The organism is Streptococcus sp. oral taxon 071 str. 73H25AP, from assembly GCF_000146755.1.
GTDB lineage: Bacteria > Bacillota > Bacilli > Lactobacillales > Streptococcaceae > Streptococcus > Streptococcus oralis_T.
This window is the reverse complement of sequence record NZ_GL397254.1, coordinates 90,714-105,470: the sequence shown is the minus strand read 5'-3', so window position 1 is coordinate 105,470 and position 14,757 is coordinate 90,714. Positions and strand designations below refer to the sequence as shown.

The window sequence follows — 14,757 nt, the reverse complement described above, 5'->3', positions numbered from 1 at the left end:
TAGATGATGAGCAAATCAGTTGTTCTTTCCTCTGCGGAATAGATAAATCACCCCAAGTAGCAAGAGCCCTAGACTTGCTAAGATTGACTGATCTTCTCCTGTCTGAGGGAGATTTTTTTGATCCGAATGGTTCTTTTTCTCTTCAGATTTTTCCTTTTCTTTTGAATCCTGAGTTTGTGGTTGAGCTGCTTGTTCTAGCTTTTTAAAGACTTCCTGATCTGGCGCTGATTCCTGGGTTTCAGGATTATAGTAGGCAACCTTATAGTTATCCCCTTCTTTTCGAATGGTATAGACTCCACGTTTCAAGACTTGGAATTGGTTGGAAATAGTAGAGACAGAATCATCATATTTCACAATGCCCCAAACTCCTTGTTTGGCATCATAAACAGACTGAAGGGTTTCGTTATTTTCGATGAGGCTACTTTCTAACTCTTTTACCATTTGATTGAAGGTGGCACGATCCACGTTAGGGATGAGCATATAGCCATAAGAATCCCCATTTTGCTTATGAGCCTGACTAATCGTAAGAAATTCATTTTCAACTTCCTTGTCTGACTGTCCTTCATTGATATCCTTCCAAGATCCCTTTTGAACAGCCTTACTCATACTAATTGAACTCTTCTTAAAGAAAAAGTAACCAATATTCTTTTTCGAATCGGACGATTCTAAAAAGACACTTTGGGTTTCAGGATAATCCTTTTCTTGTTCCGTGAGGGAGGCTTCTTTATCATTGACATAGACTTTATATGGATTACTTGATTCCAGTTTTCTCTGGTCAATTGTAGTTGCAGCAGTATCTGTTGAAGTGTTTTGGATATTGCTTCCTAAAAAGGCGATCTTATCCTTCAGCATAAACCAGCTCTTATGAGCAGTCAGTGTTTGATTCCAGTTAGTGAAATCCATGGTTGCTGTCGCATTGGCCTCATCTAGTTTGCTCGTTCCAACGAAAGCAGACGGTAGAACTTTACCTGTATCACTATCCGATCTCTTAGCATCTGTCTCTGTCGTACCAGGCATCTTATATGGATTAACTGTCGGCCAGTAGCCATCGCTATAGTGACTCAAATCGCCATTGTAAAGATAGAACATCCCATCACTCGTATACCAACCACGTTTGTTTTCCTTGTTCATGTGTTCGTAATTCAAGGTACGACTGGAAAAGAGTGACAAGCCAAATCCAAACCCTTTCTCTGCATTGTACATGGCTGTTTTATCCATCTTATTAAAGGCAGATAGGTAACTGGTTCTTGGAACACTTGCGACTCCAGCATCGCTTAACAAAGATTGCATCAAACTGATATCCTTATAAGTCTTCAAATTCTTAAAGACATCATAATAACTATCCGATTGAACAATGGTCTTCACAAGACTCTGCAACCGTTGTTTGGTTTCTCCTTCAGACATATCCGCTATCCGGTGAATCCCTCTTAGTACTTCTACTGCGGCCACATGCCCCTCGCTATTTGCACGACTGATAGAGCGTCCACGGCTCATATCCATCAGCTCTCCGTTCACTAGCAAAGGAGCAAACGATTTATCAATCCAGTGGTACATAGTTTGCATCTTATCTTTATCGATTGGACTCTTGGTCTTTTGAATGACTGGCAACAGTTGAGACAGGCCATCAATCAAGACATTCCCATAAGCACCCGTATAGGCAACATTGGTGTGGTCGATATAGGATCCATCTTGATAAAAACCTTCACCTTGATCTACCAACTTGAACACTTGCTCAATTGAACGAATGGTCGACGAAATTTCCTGATCATCCTTGCGCAGTAAACCAGCTATAACTTTTACCCTTCCCATATCCACTAAGTTTCCACCCAGAGCCTTAAATGGGTTATCAGTCGTCTTTCGGAAATGTTCGGGATCTGGCACAAATTTTTCAATCACATCTGTATATTTTTTAATTTCCTCATCAGAGAAGTATTCTTTCATCAGAGACAAGGTATTGTTGATGGCACGAGGTGTACCGATTTCATAATCCCACCAATTCCCAACAATGCTCTTTTCACTATTGTAGACATGTTTATGCATCCATTCCATGGAATCCCTGACTGTTCGAATAACGGTTTCATCTTGATAATAACGAGAAGAAGGATTGGTCACTTGCTTGGCCATCTCCTCCAATTTCCGATAAGTGGCAGTTAGATTCGCAGACGTTTTATAATTTGAAAATTTTTCCCACAAATAGGTGCGGTCCGCCTGACTTGAAATACTGGATAGGCTATCAGCCACCTTTCCTTCCAGTTCCTGGTTTAATTTGGCCATCTGTTCATTTTTAGAATCATAGTATTGATTCCCAGCGATGATGCCATTCCAGTCATCCAAACGGTCTGTGTATGCATCCTTAACAGAGGCTAGAATCTTCAAAGGAATCTTTTTCACCTCCTTGCCATCTTTACTGACAATGACATTGGTTATCCCTTCCTTAAGAGGTTCTAAAATTCCATTTTTGACTGAAGCAAAGTCAGGATTTTCTACCTTATAAGTATAGTCCGCAAGAGCAAAGACATGTTTTTTCCCAATTGGTAAATCAATCTTTTCCTCAAGCTGTTTATCTGTTTGAGAATCCTCAGAAGGCTGGTCTGCTACCTCTACCAGCTCAATATCCTTAAAAGAAACAGTCCCAGTTCCCGTTTCATAGAATAACTCCAGCTTGATTTTATCAACATCTAAAGTCGGGCTATAGTCTGCTTCAATGGTCTGCCAGTCCTTTGTTCCTGACGTTGTTGCAGAATTCCACAATTGCTTGTCCTTACCACTTTCCTCAATGATACGAACCTTGGCAATCCCGACTTTATTATCTGTTTTAATCTTGAAACGCAGTTTATACTTTTTCTTAGCTTCAATAGGAACCATACGGTGAACCACTGCCCTTAATTTCTCATGGCTTGAGATAGTGATAACCCCATCCTTAGCCTCAATAACTCGAGTTGAGGCATCTGCAGAACTATTCTTCTGGTCTACCCAAGCTGACCACCTCTGAGCTTTTCTTCCTGTCCACGGACTGCTTCCGTCCTCCGTCTGACCAAAATCACCATTTTCAACTAAATTTTTTGTATCCCTTTGCTGATACTGAACTTCCTTCTGGCTTTGCTGAATGGTATTCGTAGTCGTTTCTTCCGCTCCAACTGTCATATAATGGTTTAATAAAAATCCTGATAAAACAAGTGAAGACAAACTCACAATAAGCTTCTTTGTTTGCATGTATACACTCCAATAAATATATTGTAAAATCAATAGGAACTAAATCTCAAATTAGAGATTTATAGCAACTAAGTAAACCGGTTTAATTAAATCATACCATTTTTAAAGTTATTTGTAAACGGTTTCTATCATATTGAGGGCTTATTCTTCAATAATATCTTCCATCCGACTCGACGGAAGAAGTAAAAACTGTTACAATGTAGAAAAAGAAAAGAGGCCCTCATGACTTCACTTTATGATTTTTCCGTTTTAAACCAAAACAACCAAGTAACTCCCTTGGATAGCTATCGTGGCAAAGTTCTCTTGATTGTCAACACTGCTACTGGATGTGGTTTAACGCCCCAGTACCAAGGGCTCCAAGAACTCTATGAACGCTATCAAGATCAGGGCTTTGAAATCTTGGATTTCCCTTGCAATCAGTTTATGGGACAAGCACCCGGCAGCGCAGAGGAAATCAATAGCTTCTGTAATCTACACTATCAGACCACTTTCCCTCGCTTTGCCAAGATCAAGGTCAACGGCAAGGAAGCAGATCCTCTTTATGTTTGGCTAAAAGACCAGAAATCTGGTCCTCTAGGAAAACGAATCGAATGGAATTTTGCTAAGTTTCTCATTGGTCGAGATGGGCAAGTCCTTGAGCGCTTCTCTTCCAAAACAGACCCCCAAACCATCCAAGAGTCTCTCCAAAAGATACTCTAATTTCTTTTTAAAACGTGTCCTTTCATTTAGTTTGAGACTTGAAAGGATGCTTTTTTTCTTTAAAAAGTAACTTATTTTCTTTAATTTATATTTATTTTTTGCTTTTTCGCTATTGCAATTCTTTTATTAATTTAGTATATTTGTTATATTAAGAGTTTTCAGTCATTTTAAGGGAGAAATGACCTTTTAAATTTTTTACCTCAAAATGAAAGCGCTTTATAAACAGGAGGTAAGGTGGCTTACAAATTACCAGAGAGTTTTTTCATTAAATAAAGTTACAACCAAGTCAGACTTGGGCTCGGGCAGTAGCTGACTGCCTTTCTAAAAACTAGGAGTACATTATGAATCGATACCTTTTTGAAAAAGGGCAAACATTTAGCATTCGGAAGTTGACTGTAGGTGTGGCCTCTGTCATCGTCGGACTGGCGTTTTTTGCTTCTGGAACCGTACGTGCAGACGAAACGTCTCCTACCGCAACATCCAATTTAGATCAGCAAATTGAACAAGTCGCAGATATAGAAGAAAGCAAGGCTGAACCAGTCAAAAAAGAAGGCCGTTTAGAAGCTGAAAAACAAGAAACACCTGCTACCGATACCAACAGTGCTGACTTGCTCCCTGAAGAAATTCAAGACCGTGCCTATCCAGACACACCTGTCAAAGAACTCGACACGACAACTATCGTTGACAAGAAAGCTAGTCCAAAGGTAGAAACTGAGAGCATTCTAAAGGATAAGGAAGAAGCTCCAAAAGAAGCTGAGAATGGAAACCGGGCTATTATTAACGGTGGTCAAGACCTCAAACACATCAACTACGAGGGACAACCTGCGACTGCTGCTACTATGGTTTACAGCACTTACAATGCAGGAGAGCAACGCTACCTCGTTTCAGGATCTGGTATCTTTGTAGCCCCTAACCTGATTCTTACCGTTGCACATAACTTCCTAGAAGCCAATAAAGAAACTGGCGAAGGTCACATTCGTGGTGGAAAATCTGCCCAGTTCTACTATAACGTTGGTTCAAACAGCGAAAAGAAAAACTCACTTCCATCTTCTGGAACTACGGTTCTATTTAGAGAAAAGGACATCCATTTCTGGAATAAGAAAGAGTTTGGAAAAGGCTATAAGAACGACCTTGCTCTTGTAGAAGCTCCTATTCCTCTTCCGATTGCTAGTCCAAACAAAGCAGCAACCTTTGCACCTTTAGCGGATCACAAGACGCATCAGCCGGGAGAAGCCATCAGTACGATTGGCTACCCAACTGACTCGAGCTCAAAAGAACTGAAACAACCTATCCTAGCCGGTCAGCTTTACAAGGCAGATGGGACCATCCGAACTGTTGAATCCTATGATGATAAGGGAACGACCGGTATCACCTACCAAACCACTTCTGTATCTGGTTTGTCTGGTGGTGGAATTGTGGATAGCCAAGGAAAAGTTCTGGGGGTTCACCAACACGGAACCGTTGACAATGGTGTTCCTGAAAAGGATCGCTTTGGTGGCGGACTCGTCCTTTCACCTGAACAACTGAAATGGGTGAAGGACTTGATTGCCAAATATGGTGTGAAAGGCTGGTACCAGGGAGACAACGGAAATCGTTACTACTTTACTGATGAGGGGCGTATGCTTCGGAATGAGAAAGCTGTTATCGGAAGCAACGAATATTCCTTCAATCAAGATGGGATTGCTACCTTGACCAAGGGAGTTGAATACGGTCGTGTTGTTATTCAACACGAAGATGAAGAAGGAAATCCTGTCAAAGATAATGATACCTTCATCGAACAGACAGCTGTTGATTCGCCATTTGACTATAATTTCAAAAAAGAAATCGAGAAAACGGACTTCTATCAGAAGAATAAAGACAAATACGAAATTGTATCCATTGATGGCGTAGCAGTCAATAAACAACTAAAAGATGCTTGGGCTGAAGAGCACAATGTTGTCAGCAAAGCGCCTGCCGGTACACGTGTCATCAAGGTGGTCTATAAAGTCAACAAAGGCTCCTTCAAAGTTTACTACCGTCAAAAAGGAACCACTACTGAACTAGCGGAAGCGACAGTTGATAACAATGACGGCCAAGAGTATGACGTTTCCTTTGTCAACACCTTCCATGCAAAAGACATTGCTGGCTACCGTCCAGTAAAAGCTAGCTTGGAAGCAACTATCCAGCAAAAAGGGGTGAATGAGGTCGTCTTTGAATACGAGCCAGTCGCTAATACAGCTAATCCAACGACTCCAACACCACCAGTAGCTCATCCAGAAGATAAGGAAACCGAGATTGGCAATCATGGGCCTCTTCCAAGCAAGGCTCAACTCGATTACCACAAGGAAGAATTGGCGGCCTTCATCCACTACGGAATGAACACTTATACCAATTCTGAATGGGGAAATGGGAAAGAAGACCCTCGATACTTCAATCCAACTAACTTGGATACTGACCAGTGGATTCGTACTCTGAAGGAAACGGGCTTCAAACGAACCATTATGGTTGTTAAACACCATGACGGATTCGTTGCTTACCCATCTAAGTACACCAACCATACCGTAGCTGCTAGCCCATGGAAAGATGGTAAGGGTGACCTTCTCGAAGAAGTTTCCAAGTCTGCTAGCAAGTATGACATGAATATGGGTGTTTACTTGTCACCATGGGATGCCAACCATCCTAAATACCATGTCGCAACCGAAAAAGAATACAACCAATACTATCTCAACCAACTGAAAGAAATCCTTGGAAATCCAAAATACGGAAATAAAGGAAAATTCATCGAAGTTTGGATGGACGGTGCGCGTGGTAGCGGTGCCCAAAAAGTAACCTATACTTTTGATGAGTGGTTCAAATACATCAAAGAAGCTGAAGGAGATATCGCTATCTTCTCTGCTCAACCGACAAGCGTTCGCTGGATCGGAAATGAACGGGGAATCGCAGGTGACCCTGTATGGCATAAAGTGAAAAGAGCCAACATCACAGACGATGTGAAAAACGAATACCTCAACCATGGTGACCCAGATGGTGATATGTACTCTGTGGGGGAAGCTGACGTTTCGATCCGTTCTGGTTGGTTCTACCATGACAATCAACAGCCGAAATCACTCAAAGAGTTGATGGACATCTACTTCAAGTCTGTTGGTCGTGGAACCCCACTCCTTCTCAACATTCCACCAAACAAAGAAGGAAAATTCGCAGATGCAGATGTAGCTCGCTTGAAGGAATTCAAGGCAACTCTAGACCAAATGTATGCGACTGACTTTGCCAAAGGTGCCACTGTAACAGCAAGTTCTACTCGTCAGAACCACCTCTATAAAGAAAGTCACCTGACTGACGGTAAAGATGATACTAGCTGGGCGCTCTCAAATGATGCCACAACTGGTAGTTTCACAGTCGATTTAGGGCAAAAGAGACGCTTTGACGTTGTCGAACTCAAAGAAGATATCGCCAAAGGTCAACGTATCTCTGGTTTCAAGATTGAAGTTGAAATCAACGGTCGCTGGGTGACTTACGGTGAAGGTTCAACTGTTGGTTACCGTCGCTTGATTCAAGGTAAGCCTGTTGAAGCACAAAAAATCCGTGTAACCATCACTGGTGCTCAAGCAACTCCAATCTTGACCAACTTCTCAGTCTACAAGACACCAAGCAGCATTGAAAAGACAGATGGCTACCCTCTTGGACTTGAATACCACTCAAACACAACAGCGGATACAGCCGGTACAACTTGGTACAATGAATCTGAAGGTGTTCGTGGCACTTCTATGTGGACCAATCAAAAAGATGCCAAAGTAAGCTATACATTCACAGGAACCAAGGCCTATGTCGTCTCTACAGTCGATCCAGGTCATGGAGAAATGTCCGTTTATGTTGATGGCCAAAAAGTTGCGGATGTGCAAACTAAGAACGCTAGCCGTAAACGTAGCCAAAAAGTCTTTGAGACAGGTGATTTAGCACCAGGCCAACACACTATTACTCTTGTAAACAAAACAGGCGAACCAATTGCTACAGAAGGAATCTACACCCTAAACAATGATAGCAAGGGAATGTTCGAACTCGAGTCTACCAACTACGAAGTCGAAAAAGGAAAACCAGTCACTGTTAAGATTAAACGTGTTGGTGGAAGCAAGGGAACTGCTACTGTTCGCTTCATCACGGAACCTGGAACTGGGGTTCACGGTAAGGTTTACCAAGATACAACTCAAGATGTGACTTTTGAAGATGGAGAAACAGAAAAGACTGTTACCATACCAACGATTGACTTTACAGAACAAGCCGACTCTGTATTTGACTTCAAAGCCAAGCTCACTTCTGTTTCTGATGGTGCCTTGCTCGGTTTTGCTACTGATGCAACGATTCAGGTGATGAAAGCCGAATTGCTAATTAAGGATCAAACAAGCTATGATGACCAAGCTAGTCAGTTGGATTACAGTCCTGGCTGGCACCATGAAACCAATTCCGCAGACAAGTACCAAAAGACGGAGTCTTGGGCTTCCTTTGGTCGCTTAACTGATGAGCAAAAGAAAAAGACAACCGTAACAGCATACTTCTACGGTACTGGTCTTGATATCAAGGGATATGTCGATCCAAATCATGGTATCTATAAAGTCTTTCTAGATGGCAAAGAAGTTCCTTATCAAGATGGCATGGGAAATGCGTCGACTATTGATGGTAAGAAATACTTTAGCGGTCACGCTACCCAACGCCAAGGCAATCAAACGCTGGTTAGCCTAAAAGGTCTGGACGAAAACTTGCACGCAGTCACCCTTCAACTCGATCCTGATCGAAACGATTTGTCTCGAAATATCGGTATTCAGGTAGACCAATTCATCACTCGTGGCGAAGGTAGTGAACTCTACAGCAAGGCAGATATCATCCAGTCTATCTCTAAATGGAAAGATGATCTGTCAAACTTTGATCCAGCAGGTTTGAAAAATACGGCTACTGCACGTCAAGCTTTCCAAGCAAATCTAGAAAAATTGAGAAACCAACTTAGTACCGAAGCTGTGGATGTTCAAGAAGTCATGTTGACAGTCAGTGCCTTACAAGATATCCTATCCAAGGATGAAAACTATCAAAGAGGGCAAGAGGAACCTAGTCCAGATCAACCTGAACAGCCTGAAGAACCTTCTAAACCTGACCAGCCAGCTGAACCAAAACAACCGGAAATTGAATACGATAAAGCTATGGCTAGCTTGACTGAAGCTATCGAGAAAAAAGTCGGTGAGCTTGGTTCTAACAACGAAGCTAAGAAGAAATTAGTTGAAATTGCAGATCAAGCCATTGCTGCGATCCAAGAAGCTAAGACTCAGGAAGCAGTCAATCAAGCGCTAGAAACTGCTCTCGAACAAATCAGCAAGCTCGAAGCAGCTCAGCCTGAAAAACCTGCTCAACCTGAAACTCCAGTTCAACCTGAGAAACCTGCTCAACCTGAAAAACCGATTACTTCTTCATCTCCTGAGGAAGGAGTTAAGAACCTTGTCTTTACACTTCCAAGTTTGGAAATTGTCAATAAACCAGTGCCGTTCAAGACTATCCGTCGTGAAAATGCCCAATTAGACAAAGGAAAAGAGCAAGTTCTATCAGAAGGTAAGGACGGTATCCTAGTCGAGTATGTTGAAGTAGACGGTGACAATCGCAAGGTTGTCAAAACGGAAACAACTCCAGCTCAAGAGCGAGTGATTGAGGTGGGCACTAAAGAGAGTTCAGTAGGAACAGAGGCGCCACCTGTTGTGACTCTTCCTGAGCACCCTCTACCAGCTCAACCAGAAAAACCAATTACTTCTTTAAGTCCTGAAGAAGGAGTCAAGGATCTTGTCTTTACACTTCCAAGTTTGGAAATTGTCAATAAACCAGTGCCGTTCAAGACTATCCGTCGCGAAAATGCCCAATTAGACAAAGGAAAAGAGCATGTTCTATCAGAAGGAAAAGACGGTCTTTTAGTTGAGTATGTTGAAGTGGACGGTGACAATCGCAAGGTTCTCCAAACAGAAGCAACTCCAGCTCAAGATCGAGTGATTGAGGTAGGTAGCAAACAAAGCTCAGTTGGTACAGAAGCGCCACCAGTTGTGACTCTTCCTGAGTATGTTCTACCAAGAGAGACTGAAAAACCGACTCCAGCCGTAACAGATAATTCATCAGCAAAAGATGAAAAAGCTCCTGTTACAGCTACGGTCAAAGAAGAAAAGGAAAAAGAACTCCCTGCAACTGGGGAACAAGAAGCAACTGCCTTCCTCTTCTTGGCAGCCATTACTTCAATCTTGTCTCTCCTCATCTTCCAAAAGAATTTCAAAGACTAATAACCCTCTTTGATTGATTCTTTCTAATTATTCAGTTCCCCCGTTGAGAAGACCATCTGGTCTTCTCTTTTTCTATCTCTAGAAAATAAAAAACATCCATAAATTTATATGGATGTTTTAGTATAAAATTCTAAACTAAGGTTATCATTGAGGATAGGTATTTTCAAAGTCAACTACGATTTCAAGCAAACGGTCATCTAAAAAAGTCAAAGCCTCTTGTCTAATGTCTTCAGGAATGCCATAGTAAGCTTCAGCGATCCCTCCACAGATAGCAGCGATAGTATCGCTATCTCCTCCGATGGAAATCGCATTTCGGATAGCATCCTCGAAATTTTCAGACTCAAAGAAGGCCTCTAAGGCTTGGGGAACAGAGCCCTGACAAGTCACGTCAAAAGTGTAATCCTCTCTGATGTCGTCCAGAGTAAAGTCCATAGGATAGTAATTCTTATCAATATGGTCCCTGATTTCATCCATACTAGCACCATTTCGTGCCAAGAAAATTGCTACAGCCGTCGCTTCAGCTCCCTTTATGCCCTCAGGATGATTATGAGTCACTGCTGTAACCGCTTGTGACAAAGACTTGGCTTGCTCTATACTTTCTGCCGCAAAACCGACAGCACTAATGCGCATAGCGGCGCCATTACCATAACTACCATAGGATTGAGGATCCTCAGAAAAAATCCAATGGAAAAAGTGACCTCCATAACCACAATCGGGATAATGACGGCCGACTTTCTGCATATACTTGACAGAATTTTTTGACAGTTGACTCCAGTCTTCCTTACTGGCCAATAAGGCTTTAGCAACCGCCAAAGTCATAATACTATCATCGGTCGGGCAAGAATTCTGGGTGAACAAATCAAACTCTTTGCTTTTATGATTATCCGCCTCGAATCGAGAACCAACAATATCTCCAATAACCGCTCCTAGCATGATTTACCTCCTGCAATATTCTCTACTCTTATGAAAATAGAATCAATTAAATTCTTTTGAAATTTATTTTATTATAGCATATTTAGACATTTTTCAGAGACTTGGACAGGCTCTATGCTTGCAGTCCCATATATGCATAGGTTCGATTTCTGGGGCACTCTTTTTCTGTCACTACCCTAAAATAAAAGCGATGCTCTCGCCCATCCTTGGCATTTTCCTTGTTTAAGACGAAGTAGTTCTTCTGATTCATTGCCATGGTTCGTAGGATATCATCGATCAAAAAAGTCAAGGGAACATTCATGGCAGAGTATTTTTGGAAATCCTCTTCAAAGCGGATGTAACTATCTGAAAAATAATCCATCTGTAGTTTGTTTTCATACAGCTCTTTTCTAGTCATAAACTTCCTCCTCCCACAGTCGAATTTCGAGGATATCTACAATCTCTACCAGCCTATATCCCTCATTTGTCCTAATAGATAGAGTTTGAGGTGATAATTCGCTCACCTTACCGATGATCGTCATTTTTTGCTTTCTTTCCTTGACAACAAAACATCCCTTTAATTGAGCAACATAAAGCTGAGAAAGCAAGCGTAGCTTCTCAACTAAATTCAAATTCGTCGAAAAATCAACACGATTTTTTTCTTCACCAAGCGAGCTAGTATGCTCTGAGAGGAAAAAGCCCATCCACTTCTGCATCCCTGGATCTTGATAGTCTCGCGCAGATTGAAAAGGTAAATAAGAACGATCAATCATTGTAATCCATCTAATCCTCCAGCAGAATGCCCACCAATCAGCTTGCTTCTGGCAAGACTCCTAGAGGCTTCTTCCAGTGCATTGGCCTTTAAGAGAGAGGTAAAACCAAATTGTTCCCGAATGGCATCAATAGCCGTCTGGAGCCTTTCTTCTTTTTCTAACTTGTCAACATCATCAAAGAGGGAGATCAAGCCAAAGGACTCATCCACAAATCCTGAATAGTTGACTCCGACACTTCTGACCGCTCCAGAAGTGTATTTGCTATGAAATAGCTTCAAAACATAATCCGTTAAGACAGCTGTATTATTGGTCGGTTCGACCTTCATTTGTGTATGAATAGACGGCCTGACCTCCTGTTTAGAGAAACCAACATAGAGAGAGACAAGGGTTGTTTTCTTTCCCGCCCTTCTCAGTCTAATAGCCACCTGCTCCGCCATTTCTCGGAGAATAATTTCGATATCCCGTAGCTTCACGTAGTCTCTCGGCAAGATTTGAGAATTTCCTAATCCCTGAGACTTGGCTTTATAGGGCATGTGAACATTGCTCTCATCAATCCCATTAGCATGAAACCACAAACGCAGGCCAGCCTGACCGAGAGCTTTCTGTAGCTGGTCTGGGTTGCTTGTAGCTAATTCTCTGATGGAAAAAATCCCCAGAGCATGCAAGCGTTTCTCCATCCGCCTGCCAATCCCCCAAAAGTCCGTCATCTTGGGAATGGCCCAAACCTTCTCTTCCACGTCTTGGTAAGACCAGTTAGCCCTCATGGTCGGGGTGTGCTTGGCCTCATTATCCAGTGCCAACTTGGCCAGTAAGGGATTGGCATTGGACATACCCACCGTAGAGTAGATCCCTGTCTGCCTCCAAATATCCCTCTGGATACGAGCAGAAAGCATATCTAGCTTGTCTTTGCGAGAGAGATTCTTGTCTGGGATGAAATAGTTGAGCGAACTAGTCAGGTCAATAAAGCCCTCATCGATAGAGTAAGGATAAATATCCTCTGGACTCCCATAGTTTTGAAAGATTCGCTGGATTTCCATATTGACTGCGATATACTCGTCCATCCGAGGAGGGACAATCAAGGTGACTTGAGCCCAATCTTCAATATAGCGCACATAGTCTGAATCTGTAGGCAACCCCTGCTTTCTGGCGTTATAGTAGGAAAATTTGCGGGTCTTGATATCAAAGGGCAGATCATAGGCCCGACCAACATTGGACTTGCCAAAAATCTTCTTAAACATGGGAGAGGAGGCTAGGATAAGGCCAGTTGAATTATCCGCGCGACTCATGACACAAAGTGAGGTCTTCAGCGGATGCAAGCCTCTTTTCACACACTCGACACTGGCATAAAAGGATTTCATATCGACAAAGGCAATATCACTTTTGGGCTCTCTGGAATAATCAAAGTAGCCCATGAGCTAGCCCTCCATCGGCACAAAATTCCCAACGATAATCCCCACAATCCGAGGATCTTCCTCATAGGAGATGAAAATATCCTTGTATTTGGGATTGATAGAGACCAGACGCAAGCCATCTTCCTCACGATAGACCCGTTTGATATAGGTCTGGTTGTTGCAAACCACTGCATAAACCGCCCCATCATAATCAAATCCGGTCTCTCGAATCAAAGCCACGGAACCATTTTGATATTTAGGTTCCATGGAGTCCCCAGCCACCCAGGAAGCAAAATCGTGGGCTAGTTCCTCATTAAAGTAAACCGTATCAAAATTCCGATCATCATAGACCGAAGCCCCGATCCCTGCTGACATGCGTTCATAGACACGATATTCGTAGAGTCGTTTTGGCATATCCATAACCTTCTGGGCTTGTTCCTCTTGAGCTAGGTTGCGAGCATAAAGCACAACCTTGTCCTTCCCTTGCTTGGAAAGGCTATTGTAGAGACGGACGATCTCAATCTGAGTAAAATAGCCTTTTGCCACTTTTAAAATCTTCTCTAGTTGAGCAACCTTCTCCTTGGATGGTTCCTTAATCCCGCGTTCCCAAGCGGAGTAAGCCTGAAAACTAATCCCTAATTCCTCTGCAATTTCCTTCTGTGTCAATTTTAACTCTTTTCTCCGAGCCTTGAGTTTTTCTGGTTGGTACATGATTCACCTCCTAGTGTGATGCTTTAATGGACATTATCTCCCTTAGAAAGATCAATTGATGATTGAGCTTACATTTCCGAAATTCAACCAATTCGGTTTAGTTTTATTATATAAAAAAAGTGGACGATTGTCCACTGGGAAAATCAAGTTTAAACAGCAACACTTATCTATTTTGAACAAAAAAAGACATCCAAGAGTAAATTCTTAAATGTCTGGAAAGATTGATGCCTCCATTAACCTTGTTAATAGACCGGAATTGATGATATTATGGTCTCCTTATCTCAAATACTGCTGTATGAACCCACTCATTATGAATTTGTAAGTCATTTTCTATAACCCTACTAAAGGTGAAGCCATTTTTTAAAAGCTCCCTCTGAGAGGCTAGATTACCTGTTGCCGTTCCTGCAATGATTCTATTGAAACCATAAGTCGTAAAGGCCTTGTCTAAAACGAGCTTAACCGCTTCGCTGGCATAACCTAAATTGCTAACATTTTTCCCAATCCTATACCCAAGTTCTGCTGTATTTCGATCACTCTCTAAGACACTTAAATTGATTCTCCCAACCATAACACCTTGCGAATTTCTAATAAGATGCATGTATGTATCATGACTATCTTTCTCTGTTAACAATTCCCTTGTAATTTCTTTAAAACCTTCTAAATCAAAATAGTTAGCTGGTCTAGGAGGTAAATTTCGTTCAAAATACTCTCGATTTTCTTTTTCAAAAGAATAGACGTCTAGACTATTTTCTTCAGACAACAGCTCTAAACTGATCATTA

At 42.0% G+C, this 14,757-nt stretch carries 9 protein-coding genes; 2 read left to right on the top strand and 7 right to left on the bottom strand.

What is annotated here, in order from left to right; genetic code table 11:
• Positions 1-15: 15 nt before the first annotated feature.
• The gene (locus tag HMPREF9189_RS02795; protein ID WP_001193588.1) at positions 16-3,213 is read right to left on the bottom strand and encodes an LPXTG-anchored hyaluronate lyase; all 3,198 of its coding nucleotides are present in this window, start codon (positions 3,211-3,213) and stop codon (positions 16-18) included.
• Positions 3,214-3,435: 222 nt separating this feature from the next.
• On the opposite strand from HMPREF9189_RS02795, the gene HMPREF9189_RS02790 reads away from it, so the two are divergent.
• Together HMPREF9189_RS02790 and HMPREF9189_RS02785 are read left to right on the top strand one after the other, a co-directional pair.
• Positions 3,436-3,912 carry a glutathione peroxidase gene (locus tag HMPREF9189_RS02790; RefSeq protein WP_000203076.1) on the top strand — a complete coding sequence of 159 codons (477 nt, stop codon included), beginning with the start codon at positions 3,436-3,438 and terminating at the stop codon, positions 3,910-3,912.
• A gap of 341 nt (positions 3,913-4,253) precedes the next feature.
• Entirely contained in the window at positions 4,254-10,190 is a 5,937-nt protein-coding gene (locus HMPREF9189_RS02785; RefSeq protein ID WP_001083126.1) for an alpha-L-fucosidase, read from the top strand.
• A 144-nt stretch (positions 10,191-10,334) separates the two neighbouring features.
• Here HMPREF9189_RS02785 and HMPREF9189_RS02780 read toward each other — a convergent pair whose 3' ends face one another.
• The 6 genes from HMPREF9189_RS02780 to HMPREF9189_RS02755 form a co-directional block, all read right to left on the bottom strand.
• Positions 10,335-11,123, bottom strand: a complete 789-nt coding sequence (locus HMPREF9189_RS02780; RefSeq protein ID WP_000900121.1) for an ADP-ribosylglycohydrolase family protein — start codon at positions 11,121-11,123, stop codon at positions 10,335-10,337.
• 112 nt (positions 11,124-11,235) lie between these two features.
• The gene (locus HMPREF9189_RS02775) at positions 11,236-11,520 is read right to left on the bottom strand and encodes a DUF5960 family protein (protein WP_000197000.1); all 285 of its coding nucleotides are present in this window, start codon (positions 11,518-11,520) and stop codon (positions 11,236-11,238) included.
• Positions 11,513-11,875, bottom strand: coding sequence for a hypothetical protein (locus HMPREF9189_RS02770; RefSeq protein WP_000567208.1), 363 nt, complete (start codon positions 11,873-11,875; stop codon positions 11,513-11,515). The genes HMPREF9189_RS02775 and HMPREF9189_RS02770 overlap by 8 nt, the downstream gene beginning before the upstream one ends.
• Entirely contained in the window at positions 11,872-13,287 is a 1,416-nt protein-coding gene (locus HMPREF9189_RS02765) for a Y-family DNA polymerase (protein ID WP_000540280.1), read from the bottom strand. Before HMPREF9189_RS02765 ends, HMPREF9189_RS02770 begins: the two co-directional genes overlap by 4 nt.
• A gap of 3 nt (positions 13,288-13,290) precedes the next feature.
• Complete coding sequence (locus tag HMPREF9189_RS02760) at positions 13,291-13,977, bottom strand: XRE family transcriptional regulator (protein WP_000284662.1); 687 nt, start codon at positions 13,975-13,977, stop codon at positions 13,291-13,293.
• A 265-nt stretch (positions 13,978-14,242) separates the two neighbouring features.
• Positions 14,243-14,755, bottom strand: coding sequence for a GNAT family N-acetyltransferase (locus tag HMPREF9189_RS02755; protein WP_000624243.1), 513 nt, complete (start codon positions 14,753-14,755; stop codon positions 14,243-14,245).
• Positions 14,756-14,757: the final 2 nt, after the last annotated feature.

Bases quoted from the DNA above. Each gene is read 5' to 3' on its own strand.
- HMPREF9189_RS02795 (WP_001193588.1), bottom strand. From the start codon at position 3,213: ATGCAAACAAAGAAGCTTATTGTGAGTTTGTCTTCACTTGTTTTATCA.
- HMPREF9189_RS02780 (WP_000900121.1), bottom strand. From the start codon at position 11,123: ATGCTAGGAGCGGTTATTGGAGATATTGTTGGTTCTCGATTCGAGGCG.
- HMPREF9189_RS02790 (WP_000203076.1), top strand. From the start codon at position 3,436: ATGACTTCACTTTATGATTTTTCCGTTTTAAACCAAAACAACCAAGTA.
- HMPREF9189_RS02775 (WP_000197000.1), bottom strand. From the start codon at position 11,520: ATGACTAGAAAAGAGCTGTATGAAAACAAACTACAGATGGATTATTTT.
- HMPREF9189_RS02765 (WP_000540280.1), bottom strand. From the start codon at position 13,287: ATGGGCTACTTTGATTATTCCAGAGAGCCCAAAAGTGATATTGCCTTT.
- HMPREF9189_RS02755 (WP_000624243.1), bottom strand. From the start codon at position 14,755: ATGATCAGTTTAGAGCTGTTGTCTGAAGAAAATAGTCTAGACGTCTAT.
- HMPREF9189_RS02785 (WP_001083126.1), top strand. From the start codon at position 4,254: ATGAATCGATACCTTTTTGAAAAAGGGCAAACATTTAGCATTCGGAAG.
- HMPREF9189_RS02760 (WP_000284662.1), bottom strand. From the start codon at position 13,977: ATGTACCAACCAGAAAAACTCAAGGCTCGGAGAAAAGAGTTAAAATTG.
- HMPREF9189_RS02770 (WP_000567208.1), bottom strand. From the start codon at position 11,875: ATGATTGATCGTTCTTATTTACCTTTTCAATCTGCGCGAGACTATCAA.